We start from the raw sequence: 22,511 nt of genomic DNA on the forward strand, positions 1-22,511 counted from the left end.
GCCGCGCCCGCGGCCAGCGCCAGGCCCAGCGTGCGGGCGGTGAACAGGCCGGGCTTGAGCAGGCCGCGGGCCCAGCAATACAGGAACAGCGACAGGGCGCCGAAGACGCAGCGAAAGAACACGACGTTCCAGGCGCTTTGGCCGGATTCCAGGACGAACACGCCAAGCGTGCCCGACAGGGTCATGGCGGCGGCCATTTGCGCCAGGCCAAGGCGATCGGAATGGGGGGACATGGGAGGCTCCAGGCGGCCTTGCGGCCCAGGGATTCGATGGAGAAATTATCCCAGGCCGATCCTGCGAGCTATATGATGTTGATACGGCAGTTTTGTTTTTGAACCTTCATTTAGGTGGAATTTATGCAAAACGACCTAAAGAATGAAAACCCGGTTCTGGATGGTATCGACCGCCGCCTGGTCGAGACCCTGACGGCCAATGCGCGCACCACCACCGCCGACCTGGCGCGCCAGGTCGGCATGTCCGCGCCCAGCGTGGCCGACCGCCTGCGGCGCCTGGAGGAATCGGGGGTGATCCGCGCCTACACGCTGGATGTCGATCCGGTGGCGCTGGGCTACACGCTGGAAGCGATCGTGCGCATCCGGCCGCTGCCGGGGCAACTGCGCCGGGTCGAGGGCCTGATCCAGGAGATTCCGGATTTCGTGGAATGCGACAAGGTCACGGGCGATGACTGCTTCATTGCGCGGCTGGTGCTGCGGTCGATCACGCACCTGGACGGCATCCTGGAACGCGTGACCGAATTCGCCGAAACCAACACCGCCATCGTCAAGTCGCACACGGTGCGCCGCCGCTTGCCGCCGCTGCGTTGAGGCGGGCCGTTGGCCGGGGCCGGGGCCAGCCTACGCGGGCTGGCGTTTCAGCCCTGCCATGCCGCGGCAGGGCTTCCGTCCACTCAGGCCTTACACGGCCGGCGCGGCCAGCGCACGCACGATATCGTCCTTCAAGCCCGCGGGCGTGTCGGTGGGGGCGTAGCGCTTGATGACCTGGCCGTCGCGGCCCACCAGGAACTTGGTGAAGTTCCACTTGATGCCCTCGGTGCCGAACACGCCGGGCTTTTCGCCTTTCAGCCAGCGGTACAGCGGGTGGGCGTCGGCGCCGTTGACATCGATCTTGGCGAACAGCGGGAAGGTGATGTCGTACTGGGTGGAGCAGAAATTCTGGATCTCGGCTTCGTTGCCGGGTTCCTGGTGGCCGAACTGGTCGCACGGAAAACCCAGCACGGTCAGGCCGTCATCGCGCAGGCTGCGGTACAGCTCTTCCAGCCCCGAGTACTGCGGCGTGAAGCCGCACTTGGAGGCCACGTTCACCACCAGCAGCACGCGGCCGCGGTAGGCATCCAGCGGTTGGTCGGCGCCATGGATGTCGCGGGCCGAGAAATCGTAGATCGTGCTCATGGTGGGCTCCTGGGGATGTCGACGCGGCTGGGTCAGGCGTCGGAACGGGACGAGGCCAGTTCGCTGGCTTGCGGCGGCTGCGCCGTCCCGGCATGGCGTCCATAGTAGCGCGTGCCCCACAAGGTCAGCAGCAGCACGCTGGCGGCGATGGCCGCCGACATCCAGGGCAGGTCGGTCAGCGGCAGGCCGTGGCCCAGCGCCAGGCTGCCCAGCCACGCGCCGCCCGCGTTGCCCAGGTTGAAGGCGCCCTGGTTCAGGGTCGACGCCAGGTTGGGCGCATCGGCGGCCTGGTCCACGATCAGGGTCTGCAACAGCGGCACCACGGCAAAGCCCAGCGTGCCCCAGATGAAGGTCATCACCAGCATCGGCGCCAGCGCGTGGATGGCCTGGCTGAGCGCCAGGAACACCAGCACCAGGCCCAGGAAAATGCGGCGCAGCGAGACTTCCAGGTTGCGGTCGCCCAGCTTGCCGCCCAGGGTGCTGCCCACCGTGAGCGCCACGCCGAACAGCAGCAGCACGCCGGTCACGCCGCGTTCGGACACGCCGGTGATGTCGCGCAGGATGGGCGCAATGTAGGTCAGCACGCAGAACAGCGAGGCCGACGCGAGCACGCTGGCCGCCAGCGGCCACAGCACGCGGATGTCGCGCAGCACCTTGAATTCACGCAGGATGTTGCCCGGCTGCATCGGGATGCGGCCCGGCAGCCACGCTGCCAGCGCCGCCACCGCGGCCAGGCCGATGCCGCTGACCACCCAGAAGGTCGAGCGCCAGCCGGCCACCTGGCCCAGCGCGGTGCCCAGCGGCACGCCCAGCACATTGGCCAGCGTCAGGCCGGTGAACATCAGCGCGATCGCGCTGGACCGCTGGTTGCGCGGCACCAGGTCCGCTGCCACCACCGCGCCGATGCCGAAGAAGGCGCCGTGGCAGAAGGCCGTGAACACCCGCGCCGCCATCAGCAGCCCGTAGTTGGGCGCCAGCGCACAGAGCAGATTGCCCAGCACGAAGGTGCTGGCCAGGCCGATCAGCGTGGCCTTGCGCGGCAGCTTGGCGGTGAGGATGGCCATGATGGGCGCGCCGATCACCACGCCCATGGCGTAGCCGGTGATGAGCAGGCCGGCGATGTCGATGGTCACATCGAGGTCGGCGGCGACGTTGGGCAACAGGCCCATGATGACGAATTCGCTGGTGCCGATGCCGAAAGCGGCGGCGGCCAGCGCGATGAGATGCAGGGGCATGGAAAACCGGAAAGGGGATGGCCGGGGCGCGGCGGGCGGCGCGGGCGGCAAGGGGAACAAGTCCGTGATTTTAGGGCAGCCGGGCACGCGGGCCCGGGCAATGACCTGCCAATGATAGGGGCAAGGCCTTACAGGAAGGTGTCGGCGCACGCGCGGGAGCCACCCCGCGCGTGGGTCACACCAGCTTCAGATCCAGCGGCGCGATGCCGGGGAAGATCTGCGCCAGGCGGGCCTTGTCCAGGCCGTACAAGCGTGAGAACAGGCCGGCGAACAGGGCGCGGTATTCGTTCAGGACCGGGTAGTCGCGATCCTGGAACAGCGTGTTCTGCGCGACCTTGACCTGGCGGCCGGCGATGCGGCCGCCTTGCACGTTGCCGCCCAGCACCCAGTAGACCGTGCCGTGGCCGTGGTCGGTGCCTTTGTTGCCGTTTTCGCGGAAGGTGCGGCCGAATTCGCTGATGACTACCACCGTGGCCTGTTTCCAGGCCGGGCCCATGGCATCGGCGTAGGCGGCCAGCGCGCGGCCCAGCTGGCCGAGCCGATTGGCCAGCATGCCGGTGGCTGCGCCCTGGCCCACGTGGGTGTCCCAGCCGCCCACGTCGACAAAGCCCAGGTTGTAGCGGTCGCTCATGAAGCGGCCGATGCGGCGCGCTTCCTGTTCGAGCTTGCCGGCCGAGACGGCGTTGCCGTTGGCGGCCTGCATCTCGGCTTCCAGTTCTTCGCGCGCCGCGCCCATGATGCGCTGGCCTTCGGCCACCGAGGCATCCAGGTCGGTGTGGCGGTACATGGACGCGATGGCGCGGTTGTCTTCGTCGCTCAGGCGCGACTTGCGGCTGGCGCCGCCCAGATCGATGTTGGGCACGCGTTCGTCGCCGCGAAAGATCTGCGGTACCTCGGACGTGAAGGCGGCCGATTGGGTGCCGCCGCCTGCCAGCGTGGCCGCCAGCCGGTTCAGGAAGCCCGAGCGGAAATCGCCGCCCTTGGCGCGGGCCGCGCCCTGGCCCAGTTCGATGCTGTTCTGCGTTTCGAAGTGGCTGCGGCTGATGTCGTCGGTGCCAGCGAACGGCACGAAGGCCAGTTGCCGCTTCTGGTAGAACGGCATCAGGCTGTCGGCCAGCGCGGGATGCAGGGCCCAGCCGTCGGCCAGGGGCAGGGCGGCATCCGCGCCGCCGCCGGGTCGGGCGATGGCGATGGACGGGCGCGATTCGTAATAGAAGTCGCTGCTGGCAGGCACCAGCAGGCTGGCGGCGTCGTAGGCGCCGCGCATGAAGACGACCAGCAGTTTGTTGCCGGCGGCGGCGGGCGCGGCGTAGAGGCGGCTGGCGCCGAAAGCCAGCGGCGCCGAGGCCATCAGTTGCAGGATGCGGCGGCGATGCATGACGGGACTCCTGTTGCGCCGCGTGTCAGCGGCGCATGAATTCGGGCGAGGCCAACAGATAGGTGTTGGCGTCCTTGGGATTTTTGGCCTGGGCGATGGCCTGGCGGGTCGCGGGCGACAGGTGCGCGAACAGGCCGTCGGCGCCGTCCTGGCGCAGCAGGTCGGGCATGCGCGGCAGATCCACCGGCCCCTTGTCGTCGCCCTCGCGATAGAAGGCCTGCGGCCCGGCGGCGATGGCGCGCGCCACTTCGAAGCGCGCGGTCATCTGGCCCGAGCCGGCCCAGTCCGACTGCGCTTGCGGATAACCATCGGGCGTCAGGCGCTGGTTCAGGGGCTGGCCCAGTTGGCGCAGCATGGCCATGCCGGGGCGCGTGTTGACGATGGGCGGCAGGTCGGCATAGGCCAGGCGCAACGCGGAATAGACGTAATGCACCGGGTCCTTGAACACGCCGGCCTTGAGCGAATGCGCGAATTCGGGCGAGGCGAACAGCGTCTGCAACGTGGCGGCGATGTCGCCATCCTGCGCCTGGAAGGTCTTGGCCATCTTGTCGATGACCGACGCCGGCGGGGCGTCGCCCATGAAATAGACGGCGAGCTTGGTGCTGACAAAGCGCGCGGTGGCCGGGTGGCGCGCCAGCAGGTCGACGGCCTGGTCCACTTCGGCCATGCCGGCGCCGCGGATAGTGTGGCCCAGGAAGGTCTTGTCTCCGTAATCGTGACGCGCGGGGTTGAAGATGAACAGGCCGTCTTCCACCAGCTGGCCTCGCAGTTCGGGCCGCAGCTTGGGCGCGCCTTTCGCGTTGCGGATGCCCAGGCCCGTCAGGATGCGGGCGAGTTCCTGCACGTCGGTCTGGGTGTAGCCGCCCTTGACGCCCAGCGTGTGCAGTTCCATCAGCTCGCGGGCGTAGTTTTCATTGAGGTGGCCGGCGGCGTTTTGGGTGTTGTCCAGATACACCAGCATGGCCGGCGAACGCAGCGTGGCCGCCAGCAGGTCGCGGAACTTGCCCAGCGCATGCGGGCGGATGGCGCGTTCTTCGTACTGGTCGATGTAGGTGCCGATGTCGTTCTTGTCGGCATAGACATTGAAGTGATTCATCCAGAACCAGGCCATCTGTTCCTGCAGCTGGTTGGGCGAATACAGGGCGCGGTAGAAGGCGCGGGTGGCGGTGTCATCGGCGCGTTGGCGCGAGATGGAGCGCGCGTCGCGCTGGGCGTCCTGCTTGGGGCCGGGGGCGGCGTCCTTGGCGTCCTGGCGTATCGCGCGCTGTTCGGCCAGCGCGTCGTCGGCGCTCTGGCGCGAGATCGACAGCGCGTCGATGCGCTGCTGCACGGCGGGCGGCAGGCGGGCGCGCGGGTCGGGGTGCAATTGCGCTTGCAGGTAGCGCGCCGTGCCCAGTTCGCGCAGCCGCGCCAGGTCGGCGGGCGTGGCGCCCCAGGTGATGCGGTTGAGCAGGGCGGCGTCTTGCGCGCGGGCCTCGGCGTCGCGGGGGCTGGCGGCGGCAGGCGCGGGGTCCGCAGCGGCCCGGGCGGCGGGTGGCGCGGCCTGGATGGCCAGCGGCAGCAGCAGCGCCAGGGGCGCGAGATGGCGCAACAGCGGGCGCAGGAACGAACGCGGCAGTCGCGAATGCAGCGTATGCCAAGACGGTGAGCGCAAGGATGGCATCAAGCGGGCCCCTCTCCGGTGATCGATCAGGCCTGTCGTCAGCAGGTATTCAGGTCCGGCGCACAACGTGCAGGCCCTGAGCGTATGACAGGATATTCGCACCGGCATTCCCTTGTGCACGCCGCTTGAAACGCACGGAAACCGATCGTTTTGCCCCTGCGGCGCGCTATCCCTGCGCGGCGCGGGGCCATTGCCGCCCGCGCGGGCCGGCCGTCCTATCATGTGCCATCGCAGTCAGCGCATGCGGCGCAAAGGAGGCCGGTGATGCGGGAAATGATCGACCGTCTGGAAGGAATGTTGGCCAAGGGTACGGACAACATGTTGTTGCGATTCTCGTTGGGCAAGGCCTATGCCGAACAGGATTGCTTTCGCGAAGCCGAAACGCATTTGCGCGCTTCGCTGGCATTCGATCCGGCCTATTCGGTGGCCTGGAAATGGCTGGGCAAGGCGTGCCTGGGCCTGGGCGACAAGGCCGGTGCGCGCGCCGCCTGGGAATCCGGCCTGCAAGCCGCGCAGGCACGCGGCGACAAGCAGGTCGAAAAGGAACTGCTGGTATTCATGAAGCGGCTGGACAAGGAAGCGGCGGCCGCACAACAGCCATGATGGCGGCCGCGTGTCAGGCGGCGTCGCTATCGCTGCGCGCGGTGTCGACCAGCCATTGTTTCAAGGCCGCCAGCGCCGTTTCGGCGCCGGCCGGCGTGGCCCGAGGTTCGATCAGGCCATAGTCGGACCCATCGGGTGCAAAGCCCAGGGGCGCGACCAGCCGCCCCGTGCGCAGATCGTCCAGCGCCAGGATGCGCGGGCTGAGCGCCACGCCCAGGCCCGCGGCCGCGGCTTCTACCATCAGGAAATGATGATCCAGGTGCCGCGTGCTGCGCGGCGCCGGGTGCGCGGGCGCTTGCGCCAGCCAGTCGTCCCAGGCCTGCGGCCGGGTGCGCGAGGCCAGCGCCACGTAATGACCCGATAGAAACTCCGCCGCCAGGGCAGGGGCCATCACCGGCCCCATGCTTTCGGGCATCAGCCGGGTGACCGTCCATTCAGGGCGCACCGGGAAATCCAGCCGCCGCAGCGCCAGCGTGACCGAGTCGCGCGCAAAATCCAGCGCGCCGCCGCCCACCGACAGATGCAGGTCGATGTCGGGATGCCGGTCCTGGAAGGCCGACAGGCGCGGAATCAGCCAGCGCATGGCTACCGAACGTTCGCATGACAGCACCACGGGCCGCTTGGCGCCGCGGTCTTGCAGGGTGTCGATCGTGCCGTTGACCAGCGCCAGGGCGCGGTGCATGGACGAGGCCAGCAACTGGCCGGCGGCGGTGATGCGCAGGCCGCGGCCGGCGGGCTCGACCAGCACCAGGCCCAGGTCGTCGGCCAGCTTGGCCACGCGCCGGCTGACGGCGCCGTGGGTCAGCGACAGTTCATCGGCGGCGGCGCGCATCGAGCCCAGGCGGGCGACGGCTTCGAAGGCGCGCAGGTCGTTCAGGGATGGGCGTCGGGTCATTGGTGAGTTTTCATCACTGATAAACGTCAGAAATCATGGATATTCGTGACTGGTGATATGCATTTTAATCACCAATATGAACACACCCGCAGCCTTTTCCCGCAGCATCGGCATCATCGCCGACGACCTGACCAGCGCCGCCGACGGCGCCGGCCCCTTCCTGCCCTGGGCCGGTCCGGCGCAGGTATGCCGCGGCGTCGCCGCCGACGAGGTGCCGCGCATCCTGTCGCTGGACACCGGCAGCCGGGCGCTGGCGGAAAGGGATGCCGCGCAAGCCGCGTCCGCCGCAGCGGCGGCACTGGCCGGCCGCGACGTGCTCTACAAGACCATGGATTCCACGCTGCGCGGGCATATCCGCGCCGAACTGGCGGCGGCCTTCCGCGCCAGCGGCCGTCACTTGCTGGTGGTGGCCCCCGCGTTTGCCGGCGCGGGCCGCGTGACGCTGGGCGGCAACCAGTACGTGCATGGCCAGTTGGTGGCCGCCAGCGTGTACGGCGCCGATCCCGTGCATCCTGCGCGCACCTCCCGCATCCTGGACCTGGTCGATCCGGCCATCGGCCCGGCCCGCGTCATTACCGAGGACGCCAGCGCCGCGCATGTGCGCGCCGCCGCCGGCGCGTCGCGGGTGCTGGTGCTGGACGCGAGCACGCAGCAGGCGCTGGACGACCGGGTGGCACAGGTGATGGCGCAGGGCGGATCGGTGCTGTGGGCGGGCTCGCCGGGCATGGCGCGCGCGCTGGCCGCGCAATGCGGCGGCGTGGCGGCCGCGGCGCCCGAACCGGTCCGGGCGCTGCGCGTGCTGATCGTGGTGGGCAGCGCCAACCCGGTCAGCCATGCGCAATGCGACGCGCTGCGGGCCGCCGGCGCCCAGGTGACGCAGCACGCGGACGAGATCCAGCCCGACGCCCAGGTGGTCTGCCTGCAAGCGCCGGACACGGCGCAGGCCGATTCCGCTGCGGTGCTGGCGGCCTTGACGCGCCAGGCCATGCAGGCGCTGGCGCGCCACCGCTTTGACGGCCTGATCGCCACCGGCGGCGACACGCTGGCCGCGTTGCTGGATGCCCTGATGATCCGCAGCTTCACCTTGACCTGCGAATTGGCGCCGGGCTTTCCGGCGGGCGTGGCGGCCGTGGCCGACCGCGGCCATCGTCTGGCGCTCGCCATGAAGGCCGGCGGTTTCGGCCGCCCGGACGCGCTGCTGGCGGCCGCCATGAAGTTGCTGTGCCGATGACTTCCCCGACCCTGGAGACCCCCATGCCCTTGCTACCCCTGGCCATCACGATGGGCGATCCCGCCGGCATCGGGCCGGAGATCGTCGCCAAGACCTTGCTGCTGCCGCAATACGCCGAACGCTGCATGGTGGTGGGCGACCCCGGCGCCATGCTGCGGGCGCTGACACTGCTGGGCGCCGCCGATCGTCTGCACGTGGTGCAGGACGTGGCCGCCGCGCCCTTGCGGGCGGACCGGATCTGTGTGCTGCCGTCGTCCTCGCTGGCGCCGCTGCCGCCGCCGGGCCGCGTGGATCCGGCTTGCGGCCGGGCGGCGTATCAGGCGATCTGCCTGGCCATCGACCTGGCGCGCCAGGGGCAGGTGGCCGGCATGGTCACCGCGCCCATCCATAAAGAGGCGCTGGCCGCGGCCGGCGTGCCGTATCCCGGTCATACCGAAATCCTGGCCGAGCGCGGCGGAGCGTCGCGCGTGGCAATGATGCTGGCCAACGACGTCATCGCCACGGTGCTGGTGACCATCCACTGTTCGCTGCGCCTGGCCATCGAGCGCGCCGATTTCGATGCGCAGCTGTCCGCCATCCGGCTGGCGCACCAGGGCGGCCTCGCCTTGGGCGTGGCGGCGCCGCGGGTGGCCGTGGCCGGCCTGAATCCGCATGCGGGCGAGGGCGGGCTGTTCGGCGACGAAGAGGCGCGCATCATCCGGCCCGCCATCGAGGCCGCCCGGCGCGACGGCATCGACGCCAGCGGCCCCTGGCCCGGCGACACGGTCTTCATGCAGGCGCGGCAAGGGCGCTTCGACGTGGTGGTGGCGCAGTACCACGACCAGGGGCTGATTCCAGTCAAGTACCTGGGCCTGGAGCAGGGCGTGAACATCACGCTGGGGCTGCCGTTCGTGCGCACCAGCCCCGATCACGGCACCGCCTTCGACATCGCGGGGCAGGGCATCGCCGATCCGGCCAGCCTGCGCACCGCCATCGACCGCGCCTTTCAACTGGCCGGGCACGCGCAAGACTTGCCCAAGGCCGCATTCCCTATCGACAATGCCTGACCAGGACACCCCAATCATCATGCGATCCGACTTCATCTTCATGCTGACGCGCAACGACCGCACGGTCGACAACGCCGCGGCCTACCTGGACATCGCGCTGGACAGCGGCGTGCGGCACATCGGCTTCAAGGACATCGGCCAGCCGCTGGCGACCTTGCAGCGTTTGAACCGCGGTATCCGCGAGGCCGGCGGCCACAGCTATCTGGAAGTGGTGTCGCAGGATCGCGACAGCGAACTGGCGTCCGTACGCGCCGCGCTGGAACTGGACGTGGACTTCCTGCTGGGCGGCACGCATGTGGCGGATGCATTGCCGCTGCTGGCGGGGTCGCGTATCCGCTATTACCCGTTTCCTGGCCAGGTGCATGGCCATCCCAGCATCCTGGGCGGTTCGCGCGAGGCGATCACCCGCAGCGCGCGCCAGCTGGCGGACCTGCCCGGCGTGCATGGGCTGGATCTGCTGGCCTACCGCGCCGATGTCGACGTGCCGGCCCTGATCGCGGACGTGTGCCGCGTGGATGTGCCGGTGATCGTGGCGGGGTCGCTGGATTCGGCCGAACGCATTCAACTAGCCTGCCGCGCGGGCGCGGCTGGCTTCACGGTCGGCACCGCGGCGCTGGACGGCAAGTTTCCCGCCGCCCGGGAAGGCTTGGCGGGGCAGTTGCAGGCGATTCTGGCGGCCGCGCAAGCCGCCTGAGCGATCGCGTGCAGACCGGGCGTGGCCGCGTAGCCGCCCGGCGCGCTGACTCAAGAAACCCGCTGCTCGAGCAACGGCTGTGCCACGCGCGGCGGCGATGCGATCAGCCCCGCGGGCACCGGCGCAGCGGCACGCTTGGGCAGCACCGTCTGCGCGCCGGCAATGCGGAACACCTCGATCGCGTGACGCAGCTGCGCGCCGCGCGTACGCAGGTTGTCCACCGCCAGGCTGGCTTGTTCGACCCGCGCCGCGTTGCGCTGCGCGGCGTTGTCGGTTTCCGAAATGGTACGGCTGACGTTGTCGATGCCGGTGTGCTGTTCCGTGGACGTGGCCGCGATCTCGTTGACGATCTGGGTCACCTGCTGCACTGAATCGACGATGTCCAGCATCGCCTCGCCGGCCCGTTCCACATGCCGCACGCCGTCTTCGACCTTGTGATTCGAGGCCTCGATCAGCTCCTTGATCTCGCGCGCGGCGGTGGCGCTTTTCTGCGCCAGGCTGCGCACCTCGGAAGCCACCACCGCGAAGCCCTTGCCGGCTTCGCCCGCGCGCGCCGCTTCCACCGCGGCGTTGAGCGCCAGGATGTTGGTCTGGAACGCGATGCCGTCGATGATGCCGACGATTTCGGCGATGCGCGACGTGCTTTGCACGATGCCCTGCATGGCCGCCACCGCGTCGTTGACTACCTGGCCGCCGCGCTTGGCGACGTCCGACGCCTGGTTGGCCATCTGGTCCGCGCCGTGCGCATTGGTGGCCGTCTGTTTCACGGTCGACGCCAGCTGCTCCATGCTGGCCGCCGCTTCTTCCAGCGATGCCGCCTGGCGTTGCGTGTGGGCCGACAGGTCGGCGTTGCCGTCGGCGATCTCGGCGGCGGACGACAGTGCGCTTTCAATGCCGTGGTGCACGTCGCGCGTGATGCTGACCAGACTTTTGCGCATGACTTCCAGCGAGAATTTCAAGGCGCCGATCTCGTCGCGGATGCTGGCCGGCGGCAACGGCGTGCTGAGATTGCCCGCGGCGATCTGGCGCGTGAAGTCGGTGGCGGTGACCAGCAGCCCGGTGATCGACCGCGCAAAGCCCCAGCCCGACGCGAAGATCAGCACGACGCCGCCGGCCAGCATGGCCCCGGCCAACGCGATTTCTTCGGTGCTCATGCGGTCCAGCATGCCGTACAGCGCCACGCCAGCCGCGCCCAGGAACAGGCTGGACGCCAGCACGGCCCAGGCCAGCATGCGCGAGCGCACGCCGGTCAGGCGCCACAGCTTCAGGCGCGCCAGCACGCCGCGGATGCCGGTGGGCTTGACCTGGCCGCGGCTGAGCGTGAAGCCGCGCGCCGTGCCGTTGCGCAGGCGCGTGTAGGCCGCGTCGGCGGCATCGATCTGGGCGCGCGTCGGCTTGACGCGCACCGAGGCATAACAGACCGTTTCGCCGCGTTCGATGATGGGCGTGACGTTGGCCAGCACCCAATAGAAGCCGCCGTCCTTGCGGCGGTTCTTGACCACGCCGGTCCAGGACTCGCCGCGTTCGATGGTGCGCCACAGGTCTTCGAACGCTTCTTCGGGCATGTCCGGATGGCGCACGATGTTGTGGGCCGCGCCCACCAGTTCATCGCGTGAAAAGCCGCTGACTTCGACGAACGCCGGATTGGCGTAGATGATGCGTCCGCGCGAGTCGGTGCGCGAAATCAGGTACTGCTCGTCGTGCAGCGTGTATTCCTTGTCGTAGACCGGCTGGTTGTTGCGCATGCGTCTGTCGTCCTGTGATGGGCGTGGCGAGGTGCTGCCGGATGATCCGGGACGGACGGTATGGCCGGGTTGATCTACATCAAGATATTTGGAAGTTATGCCAAAGGTAAGTGTGGATGGCAAACCCAAGCCGTGCTGTGATGGACGGCTTGGCTTCGCGCGGTGGTGCGTGCGGTGATGTGCGCGGCTATGCCTTGGGCAGGTTGCCGAAGGCTTCCAGCGCGCGCAGGCGGCTTTGCGCCAGGTCGACGATGGGCAGCGGATAGCCCGCCGCCGTACGTTCCATGGGGCTGGGGTCGTGGATCGCCGAGTCGTCCAGGTGCGCCAGCTCGGGCAGCCATTCGCGCAGGAACACGCCGCGCGGGTCGAACTTGCGCGACTGCGACAGCGGATTGAAGACGCGGAAGTAGGGCACCGAATCGGCCCCGGTGGACGCGCTCCATTGCCAGCCGCCGTTGTTGGCGGCCAGGTCGCCGTCCACCAGGTGCGCCATGAACCAGGCTTCGCCCAGGCGCCAGTCGATCAGCAGGTTCTTGGACAGGAACATCGCCGTGACCATGCGCAGGCGGTTGTGCATCCAGCCCAGCGCCAGCAGCTGGCGCATGGCGGCATCGACGATAGGCAGGCCGGTGCGGCCTTGCTGCCAGGCCGTCAGGTCATCGGGCGCGTCGCGCCACGGCACGGCGGCGGTCTCGGGCTTCATGGGCTGGTGCATGGACAGCGCGGGGCAGGCGGCCAACAGGTGCTGGTAGAACTCGCGCCAGAGCAGCTCGTTGATCCAGGTGGCGGCGCCGACATTGCCGCTTTCCAGTTCGCCGTGGTTGGCGGCCTGCGCGGCCCGCAGCGCCTGGCCCGGCGACAGCACGCCGGCCGCCAGGTAGGGCGACAGGCAGCTGGTGGCGGGCAGGCTGGGAAAATCCCGTTCGTCGCGGTAAGCGTCGATGACGCCGTCGGCAAACGCGTCCAGCCGGTCGCCGGCCGCGCTTTCCCCGGCGGGCCACAGCGCGCGGATGGCCTCACTGGCGGGGCCGTAGCCGTCAAAAGCATCGGGCAAGGCGTCCGGGCCCCAGGCCGGCGCCGTCTGCGCCTTGGGCGCGGCAATGACGCGCAAGGGGGCGGTGCGCAGGCGCTCGCGGCAAGCGCGGGCATAGGGGGTGTAGACGCGGTAGGTGTCGCCCTTGCCGGTCAGCACCGTGCCCGGCTTGAGCAGCGTTGCCCCGTGGTGCAGCGTCCAGTCCACCCCGGCTTCGGCCAGGCGCCAGGATACGGTGTCGTCGCGGCGGCGTTCGTTGACCGCCCATTCGGTGTTGGCGTGGACCTGCTCGATCGCATGGTCGGCGCAGAAGGCCAGCAGTGCATCGGGCACCTGGTCCCAGGTGTCCACGGTCAGCAGCTTCAGCGGGATGCCCAGGCGGGCCAGGTCCTGCGACAGTTCGCGCAGGTTGCGCAGCCAGAAATCGACCTTGGCCGGCGCTTCGCCGTGCAGGCGCCACTGGCCAGGGGCCGCGATGAACAGGGCGGTGGCCGTGCCGTTGGCCGCGGCGGCGGCCAGAGCGGGGTTGTCGTGCAGGCGCAGGTCGGTGCGCAGCCAGATCAGCGTATTCATGACGGGGCGGTCGGTCTGGAAAACGCGCGCGCCGGGAGGCGAGCAGCAAGGCAGGCATTCTATCTTGGGCGGGTAGGCCAGGGCGGTTCCGCCGTCGTGTCGGATGGCTCTTTCACACTGTGTAAAAACTACGAGTAGATGTGACCAATGTGTGCATTGCACGATCGCCTGGCGGACAAGTCGGCACTGGGCTGTCGCAGGCGGGCGCCCGATCACCGTCGTCAAACCCCGAAACACGCTGGCGCTTTCCCTGTATTGACGCGGCTGGTGGGGCCGCCATGTAATTCACTTAACGCCAAAAGCAAGATGAATAAATATGGGACACCTGATGGATTTCCGCCCGTCCTTTCTCAAAGGACGCACCCCCGCCAGCAAGACACCTCGCGATGTCCTGCAACGCCTCTGGCGCTCGTTCGATCTGCCTGACGAGTCGCTCGAGCATGTGGTGCTGAGCGGCGCGGAACCGGTGTTGCCGTCATCCTTCGCGGTGGGCACCGCGGCGCAGGCCAGCATTGCCGCGGCGGCATTGGCTGCGGCGGAAATCTGGCAATTGCGCGGGGGCGCCCGCCAGCAGGTCGCGGTGGACATGCTGCACGCGGCGCAGGAATGCCGCAGCCATTTCACGGTGGATGGCGCCACCGTCGACCCGCGCGATCCCATCACCGGCGTCTACCGCTGCGGCGACGGCGGCTGGGTCCGCATCCATGCCAATTTCGTGCACCATCGCGACGGCGCCCTGGCGCTGCTGGGCTGTCCCACCGGCGACGGCGCCACGCGCGCCGCCGTCGAGCAGGCGCTGGGCCGCTGGCGTGCGCAGGATTTCGAACAGGTCGCCGCCGACGCCGGCCTGGTGGTCACCGCCATGCGTAGCTTCGACGAATGGGACCGCCATCCGCAGGGCCAGGCCATCGCCGCACAGCCCCTCTTGACGATCGAGCGCATTGGCGATGCCGACCCTCGGCCATTGCCCAAGTACGGTCAGGACGCGCGCCCGCTGCAGGACATCCGCGTGCTGGACCTGACCCGCATCATCGCCGGCCCGGTCTGCGGTCGCGCGCTGGCAGCCTACGGCGCCGACGTGATGCTGGTGAATTCACCCAACCTGCCCAATATCGATAACCTCATCGACACCAGCCGCGGCAAGCTGTCGGTGCTGGCCGACCTGGACACGGCCGACGGCCGCATCGCGCTGGGCAACCTGCTGCGCAGCGCCCATATCTTCGTGCAGGGCTATCGTCCGGGCGGCATGGCCGCGCTGGGCTTCGGCCCGCAGGATGTTGCCCGCATCCGCCCCGGCATCGTCTACGTGTCGCTGTCGGCCTACGGCCCGGTGGGCCCGTGGGCCAACCGCCGCGGCTTCGATTCGCTGGTGCAGACGGCCGCGGGGTTCAACCACGCCGAAGCGCAGGCCGCCGGCCAGGATGCGCCCAAGCCGCTGCCCATGCAGATCCTGGACCACGCGTCGGGCTATCTGATGGCGTTTGGCGCGCAGGTGGCGCTGGCGCGCCAGGCCACCGAAGGCGGTAGCTGGCACGTGAAGGTATCGCTGGCCCAGACCGCGCACTGGCTGCGCACGCTGGGCCGCGTCGAGGGCGGCCTGGACTGTCCGATGCCCGGCTTCAATGGCTTGCTGGAAACGACGCCGTCCGGCTTTGGTGAGCTGGTGGCGGTGCGCCACGCGGCGCAGTTCTCCGAAACGCCTGCACGCTGGACCCGGCCGTCCAGCCCGCCGGGCACGCATCCCACGGTGTGGCCGTTCAACTGACCGGAACGCGCAAGACGGCGGATGAATGAACAAGGGGGCGTGAGCCCCCTTCGTCATGGTCCGGCTTCGGTTCGGATTATTTCTTGGCCGCTTTCCATTCCCGCAATGCGCGCATCGTGTTCGCCACGTGCGCCTCGGGGTTCATGTTGGTGTATTCGTACAGGATCTTGCCGTCGGGCGAGATCACGTAGGACGTGCGCTGGGCGCGCTCGGGGCGGGCGTCCAGCACGGCGTCGTAGGCCTTCATGATCTTGCCGTCGCCGTCGGCGGCCACCGCGAACTTGCTGCGGCATTCGCTGACCGAAAACTTGTTCAGGGTATCGATATCGTCGGCCGAGACGCCGATGACGGTGGCGCCCAGCGACTTGTATTCGTCGGTGGCTTCGGCGAAATCGTGCGCCTCGATGGTGCAGCCCTTGCTGAACGCGGCGGGGTAGAAATACAGCACCACGGGGCCTTGCTTGAGGGCTTCGGCAAGCTTGAAGGTGAACACATTGCCGCCGAGCGAGGCCTGGGTGCTGAAGTCGGGCGCGGGCGCGCCGACATTGAGAGCCGCCTGGGCGGCGGTGCCGGCCAACAGGCCGCAGGCGAGGAACAGGGGGGCAAGGCGCTTCATGGGAGTCTCCGGAAATCGGTGCGCGGCGGGGCTGCGTCGGTTCTTGCACTGTAGCCCCGCCGGCGAAGGGAATCCAGTCCGGCTTCAGTCAGCGAAAATTCAGTCGCGGCCGCGTTCGTGAGGGGCCGGCCGTTCGCCGCCCCGCTGCGGCTCATGGCCGCCCTGCGGCCGGTTGCCGCCGCCGTGCTGCGGATTGCCTTCGGGCCGCGCCTGCGGCGGGCTTTGCGGCCGATTCTGGGGCGCGGCATGGCGTTCACGCGCGGCCGCCTGCGCCAGGTTGTCGGGCGCGGGGGTGGGGCGCTGTGCCTGCGGCGGTCGCGCTTGCGGCGGCTGGGCCTGAGGTTGCGCTTGCGGTGGGCGCTGTGCGGCCGGTTGCTGCGGTGGCTGCCCCTGCGGCCCGGGGCGCGCCTGGCCCGGCGACATGCCGCCAGGGCCGCCGCGGTTCATCTCGGGGCGATCGCCAGGCCCGCCGCGATTCATCTCTGGGCGAGCGCCAGGCCCGCCGGCGTTCGGTCCGTTGGCCGAACCCGCGCCCGGCCCATTGCCCGGCGCACCGCCCGGCCGCGGCCCTTGCCCCGGCCCGCCGCGTTCCGGCGCATGCTCGACGAACGCCTGTGCGGGACGGCCCTGGTTATGGTCGAAGAACTGCGCCCGGTTGCCCGCGGCCTGGCGGGCGAAGCCGCGCTGCACGTCGGTGGGCGGGCGATGCTGTTCATTGCGTGCGGCAATCTCGCGCGGGTCCGCTTGCCGCCGGATGCCCGCTGGCCCGCCGTTGTAGCTGATGCGGCGGTTGTCGATGTTGTTGACCACCACCGTGTGGTTGTAGACGTTGGTGACGCGCGTGACGTTCACGTTGGTCACGGCGCGGTTGTAGAAGAAGCGGTCGTGGTCCCAATAGCCGCCCACGTAGCCGATGCCGATGTAACCGAAACCGTAGTTCACGCCGCCATAGAAGCCGATGTGCGGGCCCCAGTAGCCGCCATGCCAGAGATAGATGCCGTCGACAAAACCCCAGTAGCCGGGCGTCCACAACGCGCCGGTGTAGGGCGCCAGCACCCAGGCGCCGGGCACCCAGAAATAGCCCACACGGTTCAGGCTCCAGTAGCCGGGCACCCACATGTAGCCGTCGCCGGGGGCGGGCGGTTGCTCATAGACAGGCAGGGGCGGCGGGGGCTGCGGGCTGCGGTCCACGGGCGCCAGGTTGGCGTTGGCGGGATCGCCGTTGTCGTAGGCGGGCGCGGCCGGCGGGGGCGGCGGCGCATAGGTCTGGGCCATAGCGCCGGCACTGACCGCCAGCAGGACGGCGGCGGCCAGCGGGCGTAGCGGAAGAATCCTGGCGTGGGCGTTCATGGCGTTTCCTTTACGCGGCGGGCGCGTGGATCAATAGCCGTGATAGTAGTAATGCGGGGCGGGGTAGTAGTAATAAGCGGGTGCGGGACGGTAATAAGCCGGACGCGCCGGCACCACCACGCAGCCCGACAACGCACTGGCCATGGCCAGCATCAACAACACGGTCTTCTTCATTTGGAATCTCCTGCCGAGCGCCGGGCGTGCACCACGCCTTCAATGGGCTCGTAGGGATTAGGCCACGCCTGGCGCGGCGAGTTCGGCTCTGTAATGGATCCGAAACAGCTTTCAGGTGACGGATGTTTGCGCGGGCGTGACCGTTGATGTCGTTCGTAGCATTTGTGCCGTTGGCGCATGAAAAAAGGCCGCTTGTGACAGCGGCCTTTCAGGTTGGCGCAAGTGGTGCTGCCGGGTCAGTTCCAGCGGCCGCCGTTGCCGGCCAGGCTGAAACGGCCCGCGCCCATGAAGGCGATGGCCAGGGCCGTGAACAGGAACATGCCTTGCAGTTCCAGCGCCCAGCCGCCGTTGTTGGTCAGGCTGGACAGTTGGCCGGTGTGCGCCAGCAGAATGGCCACGACCATGTTGATGGCGATGATCAGGCCGCCCAGGCGGGTGTAGATGCCGACGATGATCAGCACCGGCGCGAGGATTTCGCCGATGTAGGCGCCATAGGCCAGAAAGCCCGGCAGCCCGTGCGAGGACAGCATGCCGGCGATGCCGCTGACGCCGCCGCCGGTGATCTTGAACAAGCCATGGAGCAGAATCAGAATGCCGAGGGTCAGGCGCAGGATCAGCTTGCCGGTGTCGTCGGATTTGATCATGGTGAGTTTCTCTTGTGATGGTTAAGGGGGGCAATGCGCGGATTGGAGCGCACGGCGAGCCTTTGGTTCCGCGTCCGGCGCCGCTTGGAGCGCCGGGCGGGGCCATTATGGCAAATCCCGAGCAAAACCATCAAGCTTTTGACCCCGATAACGGGGACTGGCTGACGGGGCGCTCAGAATTCCTCGAGGTAGCGCATGCGAAAGCGCCGGCCCTTGATGTTGCTGTTGGAGATACGCGAAAACACCTGCTTGGCGATCTTGCGGTCCAGCGCCACGTAGGAATTGAATTCGGTGATGTTGATCTTGCCGACCTGTTCGAACGTCAGGCCGCCGTCGCCGGTCAGGGCGCCCAGCAGGTCGCCGGGGCGCAGCTTGTCTTTCTTGCCGCCCTGGATGCATAGCGTGACCATGGGCGCGCGCAGGGGGCGGTCGGCCTTGGCGCGCAGCGACTTGATGTCGCCCCAGGTCAGGGGCGAACCCTGGTATTGCTCGATCAGGTTGGCCCAGCGCATTTCGTCGGGCGAACACAGGCTCAGCGCCAGGCCCTTCTGTTCGCCGCGGCCGCTGCGGCCGATGCGGTGCACGTGGACTTCGGTGTCCTTGGTGACGTCGACGTTGATGACGGCGCCCAGGTTCTGGATGTCCAGCCCGCGCGCGGCCACGTCGGTGGCCACCAGCACGGCGCAGCTCTGGTTGGCGAACTGGATCAGGATTTCATCGCGTTCGCGCTGTTCCAGGTCGCCGTTCAGGGCCTGGGCGCTGATGCCTTCGGCCTGCAGGCGTTCGACCAGGTCGTGGCTGCGCACCTTGGTATTGCAGAAGGCCAGGGTGGACACCGGACGGAAATGCGCCAGCAGCGTGGCCACGGCGTCCAGGCGGTCGGCCGGATCGATTTCGTAAAAGATCTGTTCGATGCGGCTGGCATCGTGCTGCGCCTCGACCTTCACTTCGGCCGGATTGCGCAGGAAGCGCGCGCTGAGCTTCTTGATGTTGTCGGGGTAGGTGGCCGAGAACAGCAGCGTCTGGCGCTTGGTGGGGCAATGCGAGGCGATGGCGACGATATCGTCGTAGAAGCCCATGTCGACCATGCGGTCGGCTTCGTCCAGCACCAGCGTCGTCAGGCCCGAGAGATCCAGGCTGCCGCGTTCCAGGTGGTCCTGGATGCGGCCGGGCGTGCCGACCACCAGGTGGGCGCCGCGCGCCAGCGATTCGGCCTGCGGGCGCGCCGCGGCGCCGCCGCACAGGGTCAGGATCTTGACGTTGGCGATCTGGCGGGCCAGCCGGCGCAGTTCCTGCGCGACCTGGTCGGCCAGTTCACGGGTAGGACAGACCAGCAGCGCCTGGGGCGTCAGCCGGTTGGTGTCCAGCTTTTGCAGCACGCCCAGGCCGAACGCCGCGGTCTTGCCGCTGCCGGTCTTGGCCTGCGCGATGATGTCGCGGCCTTCCAGGATGAGCGGCAGGCTTTGCGCCTGGATCGGCGTCATGTTCTCGAACCCCAGGCTTTGCAGGTTCTCGAGCAGGGCGGGGAGCAGGGGCAGGGAGGTAAAAGGCGTGTGGGTCACAGTAGGGTCGCAGAAACTGCGAAAAAAGCGGATTCGGCCGACAGTGTAAGCCCTGGCCGCCTGGAAAGCGCCCGCCAGGCCCGTCCGGCGGCCGTGCCTGGCGCCTAGTCCGTCGCCGGGTCTGTCTCAGGGGCCATTGCCGGGTCCATCGCTGGCTCGGCTTCCTGCGCGGGGGCCTCATAGGTGCCCGCCAGGGCCCGGGCGGCCTCCTGCATGCGCGGCAGCCAGGCGCGGGCGCCGTCGATCGACAGCCGGGCCACCGGCGCGTGCAGCGCCACCGCCGCAATGGCGCGCCGGCCCTGCATGATGGGCACCGCCATGCAGACGATGCCCAACAGGAATTCCTCGCGGTCGAAACTGGCGCCTTCCTTGCGGATCGCCTGCAGCTCGTGTTCCAGCGCGGCGGCCTCGCACTGCGTGTTGGGCGTATAGCGCGGCAGCGGCGCCGCGGCCAGGAGGCGCGCGCGGGCCTCGCGCCGCATGTGCGCCAGGAACAGCTTGCCGCTGGCGCTGCAATGCAGCGGCACGCGCGAACCGGGTTGCAGGTTGACCCGCAGCGGCCAGGCGGTTTCGACACGATCCAGGTAGATCACCTCGTCGCCGTCCAGCATGGTGCAGTTGCAGGTCTCGCCGATCTCGTCGACCAGGCTGTCCAGGATGCGGTGGCGTTCGGCACGCAGCGGTGAATTGAGCAGGGTGTCGCGCGCCAACGCCGACAGGCGCGGACCGCTGATATAGCTTTTGCCGGCCGGTTCGCGCAGCAGCATGCCGGCATCGACCAGGCGCGACAGGATGCGCAGCACCGACGGCTTGGGCAGCCCGGTGGCCTCGGTCAGCGCCGCCAGCGACACGGGGGTTTCCGAGCGGGCCACCTGTTCCAGCAAAGTCAGCGCGCGCAGCGCCGCGGAGGATTCGTCTTTCATCTTTCAATATTTGAAGATTTGGCGAAAGGGCGCCCGTTGTGTGCAGATTCTGCAGAAAACGGAACGCAGCGGGGTGGGAAAACGCATGCTTGTGCTGCAGTATCGGTTCACACCGGCCAATATGCAATCCAAGCCGCGCCGGCCCGCCAGGAGAGAGACCATGAGCAGCAAGCAACACATGACCCCCAGCGAGGCGTTCGTCGAAACGCTGGTGGCGCAGGGCGTCAAGGACGTTTTCGGCATCGTCGGCTCGGCCTTCATGGACGCGCTGGACCTGTTTCCCGCGGCCGGCATCCGCTTCGTGCCCACGGTGCACGAGCAGGGCGCCGCGCACATGGCCGACGGCTATTCCCGCGTGACCGGCCGCCACGGCGTCTGCATCGCACAGAACGGCCCCGGCATCACCAATTTCGTCACTGGCGTGGCCGCGGCCTACTGGGCCCACAGCCCGGTGGTGGCAATCACGCCCGAGACCGGCACCTCAGGCATGGGCCTGGGCGGCTTCCAGGAAACCGAGCAGCTGCCGATCTTTTCGCGCATCACCAAGTACCAGGCCCACGTGAACCGCCCCGACCGCATGGCCGAGTTCACCGCCAAGGCCTTTGACAACGCGCTGGCCGAACGCGGCCCCACGCAGCTGAACATTCCGCGCGACTACTTCTATGGCGAGATCGACGTGGCCATTCCCGAGCCGCGCCGCATCCGCCGCGGCCCCGGCTCGGAAGAAGACCTGGAAGCCGCGGCGCGCCTGTTGGCCGGGGCCAAGTTCCCGGTCATCGTGGCCGGCGGGGGCGTGCTGTTCTCGGACGGCCAGGCCGAATGCGTGGCGCTGGCCGAACTGCTGGGCGCACCGGTGGTCACCAGCTACCTGCACAACGACGCCTTCCCGGCCAGCCATCCGCTGTGGTGCGGTCCGCTGGGCTACCAGGGGTCCAAGGCCGGCATGAAGCTCCTGTCGCAGGCCGACGTGGTGCTGGCGCTAGGCACGCGCCTGGGGCCCTTCGGCACCTTGCCGCAGCACGGGCTGGACTACTGGCCGCAGGGCGCGCGTATCATTCAGGTCGATGCCGACCACCGCATGCTGGGCCTGGTGCGGCCGGTATCGGTGGGCATCTGCGGCGACGCCAAGCCGGCCGCGGCCGCGCTGACGGCCAAGCTGCAGGCGCGCGACGTGGCCTGCAAGGCCACCCGCGAGGCGCGTCGCGACCAGATAAACAGCCAGAAGAACGCCTGGGAAAAGGAACTGGACGAGTGGTCGCACGAACGCGACGACTGGAGCCTGGACATCATCGAGCATGGCGGCGGCCGCATGCATCCGCGCCGCATGCTGCGCGAGCTGGAACGCGCCATGCCCAAGCACGCCATGGTGTCCACCGACATTGGCAACATCTGCTCGGTGTCCAACAGCTACCTGCGCTTTGACGAGCCCAATTCCATGCTGGCCGCCATGAGCTTCGGCAATTGCGGTTATGCCTTGCCGGCGCTGATCGGCGCCAAGCTGGGCCGGCCCGACCGTCCGGCGGTGGCGTACGTGGGCGACGGCGCCTGGTGCATGAGCTTCCAGGAACTCTTGACCTGCGTGCGCGAGCGCATTCCGGTCACCGCGGTGGTGTTCCACAACGGCCAGTGGGGCGCCGAAAAGAAGAACCAGGTGGACTTCTACGGCCGCCGCTTCGTCGGCAGCAACCTCTTGAACCCCAACTTCGCCGAACTGGCCCGCGCCATGGGCGCCGAGGGCATCCGCGTCGAACACTCGGACCAGGTGGGGGCGGCCTTGCAGGCGGCCTGCAAGGCGCAGTCCGAGGGCAAGACCACGGTGCTGGAAATGATGGTCAGCCAGGAACTGGGCGACCCGTTCCGGCGCGACGCGCTCAAGCAGCCGCTGCGCTTGCTGGACAAGTACAAGCGCTACGTCAACCAGCCATTCCAGCCGGGCGAGGTGCCGCTGTCGATCGATCCGGTGCGCGGCTAG

The 22,511-nt window shown here is 68.7% G+C and carries 20 protein-coding genes and 1 pseudogene; 7 read left to right on the forward strand and 14 right to left on the reverse strand.

Annotation, left to right across the window (positions count from 1 at the left end; genetic code table 11):
• A pseudogene (locus U858_RS0113280) lies at positions 1–233 on the reverse strand (EamA family transporter); the annotation flags it as partial.
• A gap of 123 nt (positions 234–356) precedes the next feature.
• Here U858_RS0113280 and U858_RS0113285 point away from each other — a divergent pair.
• Positions 357–824, forward strand: a complete 468-nt coding sequence (locus tag U858_RS0113285) for an Lrp/AsnC family transcriptional regulator (protein ID WP_025137642.1) — start codon at positions 357–359, stop codon at positions 822–824.
• A gap of 90 nt (positions 825–914) precedes the next feature.
• On the opposite strand, the gene U858_RS0113290 is transcribed toward U858_RS0113285, so the two are convergent.
• From U858_RS0113290 to U858_RS0113305, 4 genes are all read right to left on the reverse strand, one after another.
• Entirely contained in the window at positions 915–1,409 is a 495-nt protein-coding gene (locus U858_RS0113290; RefSeq protein ID WP_025137643.1) for a glutathione peroxidase, read from the reverse strand.
• A 32-nt stretch (positions 1,410–1,441) separates the two neighbouring features.
• Positions 1,442–2,644, reverse strand: a complete 1,203-nt coding sequence (locus U858_RS0113295; protein ID WP_025137644.1) for an MFS transporter — start codon at positions 2,642–2,644, stop codon at positions 1,442–1,444.
• A gap of 175 nt (positions 2,645–2,819) precedes the next feature.
• Positions 2,820–4,022, reverse strand: coding sequence for a DUF1501 domain-containing protein (locus U858_RS0113300; protein ID WP_025137645.1), 1,203 nt, complete (start codon positions 4,020–4,022; stop codon positions 2,820–2,822).
• A gap of 25 nt (positions 4,023–4,047) precedes the next feature.
• Entirely contained in the window at positions 4,048–5,685 is a 1,638-nt protein-coding gene (locus U858_RS0113305) for a DUF1800 domain-containing protein (RefSeq protein ID WP_051593564.1), read from the reverse strand.
• Between the two features lie 264 nt (positions 5,686–5,949).
• Here U858_RS0113305 and U858_RS0113310 point away from each other — a divergent pair, with 264 nt between their 5' ends.
• Complete coding sequence (locus tag U858_RS0113310; RefSeq protein ID WP_081821602.1) at positions 5,950–6,288, forward strand: hypothetical protein; 339 nt, start codon at positions 5,950–5,952, stop codon at positions 6,286–6,288.
• A gap of 13 nt (positions 6,289–6,301) precedes the next feature.
• On the opposite strand, the gene U858_RS0113315 is transcribed toward U858_RS0113310, so the two are convergent.
• Positions 6,302–7,183 carry a LysR substrate-binding domain-containing protein gene (locus tag U858_RS0113315; protein WP_025137648.1) on the reverse strand — a complete coding sequence of 294 codons (882 nt, stop codon included), beginning with the start codon at positions 7,181–7,183 and terminating at the stop codon, positions 6,302–6,304.
• 76 nt (positions 7,184–7,259) lie between these two features.
• Between U858_RS0113315 and U858_RS0113320 the strand changes: the two genes are divergently transcribed.
• Genes U858_RS0113320 through U858_RS0113330 form a run of 3 tightly spaced genes read left to right on the forward strand, consistent with a single transcriptional unit; the run spans position 7,260 to position 10,154 of the window.
• Entirely contained in the window at positions 7,260–8,414 is a 1,155-nt protein-coding gene (locus U858_RS0113320) for a four-carbon acid sugar kinase family protein (protein ID WP_025137649.1), read from the forward strand.
• 23 nt (positions 8,415–8,437) lie between these two features.
• Complete coding sequence (gene pdxA / locus U858_RS0113325) at positions 8,438–9,460, forward strand: 4-hydroxythreonine-4-phosphate dehydrogenase PdxA (RefSeq protein ID WP_025137650.1); 1,023 nt, start codon at positions 8,438–8,440, stop codon at positions 9,458–9,460.
• A gap of 19 nt (positions 9,461–9,479) precedes the next feature.
• The gene (locus U858_RS0113330; protein WP_029953811.1) at positions 9,480–10,154 is read left to right on the forward strand and encodes a hypothetical protein; all 675 of its coding nucleotides are present in this window, start codon (positions 9,480–9,482) and stop codon (positions 10,152–10,154) included.
• A 50-nt stretch (positions 10,155–10,204) separates the two neighbouring features.
• Here the strand turns inward: U858_RS0113330 and U858_RS0113335 are convergent, their stop codons facing one another.
• Positions 10,205–11,899, reverse strand: coding sequence for a PAS domain-containing methyl-accepting chemotaxis protein (locus tag U858_RS0113335; protein WP_025137652.1), 1,695 nt, complete (start codon positions 11,897–11,899; stop codon positions 10,205–10,207).
• A 187-nt stretch (positions 11,900–12,086) separates the two neighbouring features.
• The gene (gene phrB / locus U858_RS0113340; RefSeq protein ID WP_025137653.1) at positions 12,087–13,505 is read right to left on the reverse strand and encodes a deoxyribodipyrimidine photo-lyase; all 1,419 of its coding nucleotides are present in this window, start codon (positions 13,503–13,505) and stop codon (positions 12,087–12,089) included.
• 316 nt (positions 13,506–13,821) lie between these two features.
• Between phrB and U858_RS0113345 the strand changes: the two genes are divergently transcribed.
• Positions 13,822–15,270 (forward strand): CoA transferase, encoded by a 1,449-nt coding sequence (locus U858_RS0113345; protein ID WP_025137654.1) that lies wholly within the window; start codon positions 13,822–13,824, stop codon positions 15,268–15,270.
• A gap of 76 nt (positions 15,271–15,346) precedes the next feature.
• Here the strand turns inward: U858_RS0113345 and U858_RS0113350 are convergent, their stop codons facing one another.
• The 6 genes from U858_RS0113350 to U858_RS0113375 form a co-directional block, all read right to left on the reverse strand.
• Complete coding sequence (locus tag U858_RS0113350; protein WP_025137655.1) at positions 15,347–15,886, reverse strand: peroxiredoxin; 540 nt, start codon at positions 15,884–15,886, stop codon at positions 15,347–15,349.
• A gap of 99 nt (positions 15,887–15,985) precedes the next feature.
• On the reverse strand, positions 15,986–17,236 hold the full coding sequence (locus U858_RS36135) for a YXWGXW repeat-containing protein (RefSeq protein WP_025137656.1): 1,251 nt from the start codon (positions 17,234–17,236) through the stop codon (positions 15,986–15,988).
• Between the two features lie 30 nt (positions 17,237–17,266).
• Positions 17,267–17,410: a hypothetical protein gene (locus tag U858_RS35915; RefSeq protein ID WP_175194236.1), complete on the reverse strand. Its 144-nt coding sequence runs from the start codon at positions 17,408–17,410 to the stop codon at positions 17,267–17,269.
• 236 nt (positions 17,411–17,646) lie between these two features.
• The gene (locus tag U858_RS0113365; RefSeq protein ID WP_025137657.1) at positions 17,647–18,054 is read right to left on the reverse strand and encodes a DoxX family protein; all 408 of its coding nucleotides are present in this window, start codon (positions 18,052–18,054) and stop codon (positions 17,647–17,649) included.
• 173 nt (positions 18,055–18,227) lie between these two features.
• On the reverse strand, positions 18,228–19,616 hold the full coding sequence (dbpA, locus tag U858_RS0113370) for an ATP-dependent RNA helicase DbpA (protein WP_025137658.1): 1,389 nt from the start codon (positions 19,614–19,616) through the stop codon (positions 18,228–18,230).
• Between the two features lie 104 nt (positions 19,617–19,720).
• Entirely contained in the window at positions 19,721–20,539 is an 819-nt protein-coding gene (locus tag U858_RS0113375) for an IclR family transcriptional regulator (protein ID WP_025137659.1), read from the reverse strand.
• Between the two features lie 160 nt (positions 20,540–20,699).
• Between U858_RS0113375 and xsc the strand changes: the two genes are divergently transcribed.
• Positions 20,700–22,511 (forward strand): sulfoacetaldehyde acetyltransferase, encoded by a 1,812-nt coding sequence (xsc, locus tag U858_RS0113380; protein WP_025137660.1) that lies wholly within the window; start codon positions 20,700–20,702, stop codon positions 22,509–22,511.

It is taken from the genome of Achromobacter sp. DH1f (assembly GCF_000633435.1).
Lineage (GTDB): Bacteria > Pseudomonadota > Gammaproteobacteria > Burkholderiales > Burkholderiaceae_B > Achromobacter > Achromobacter deleyi.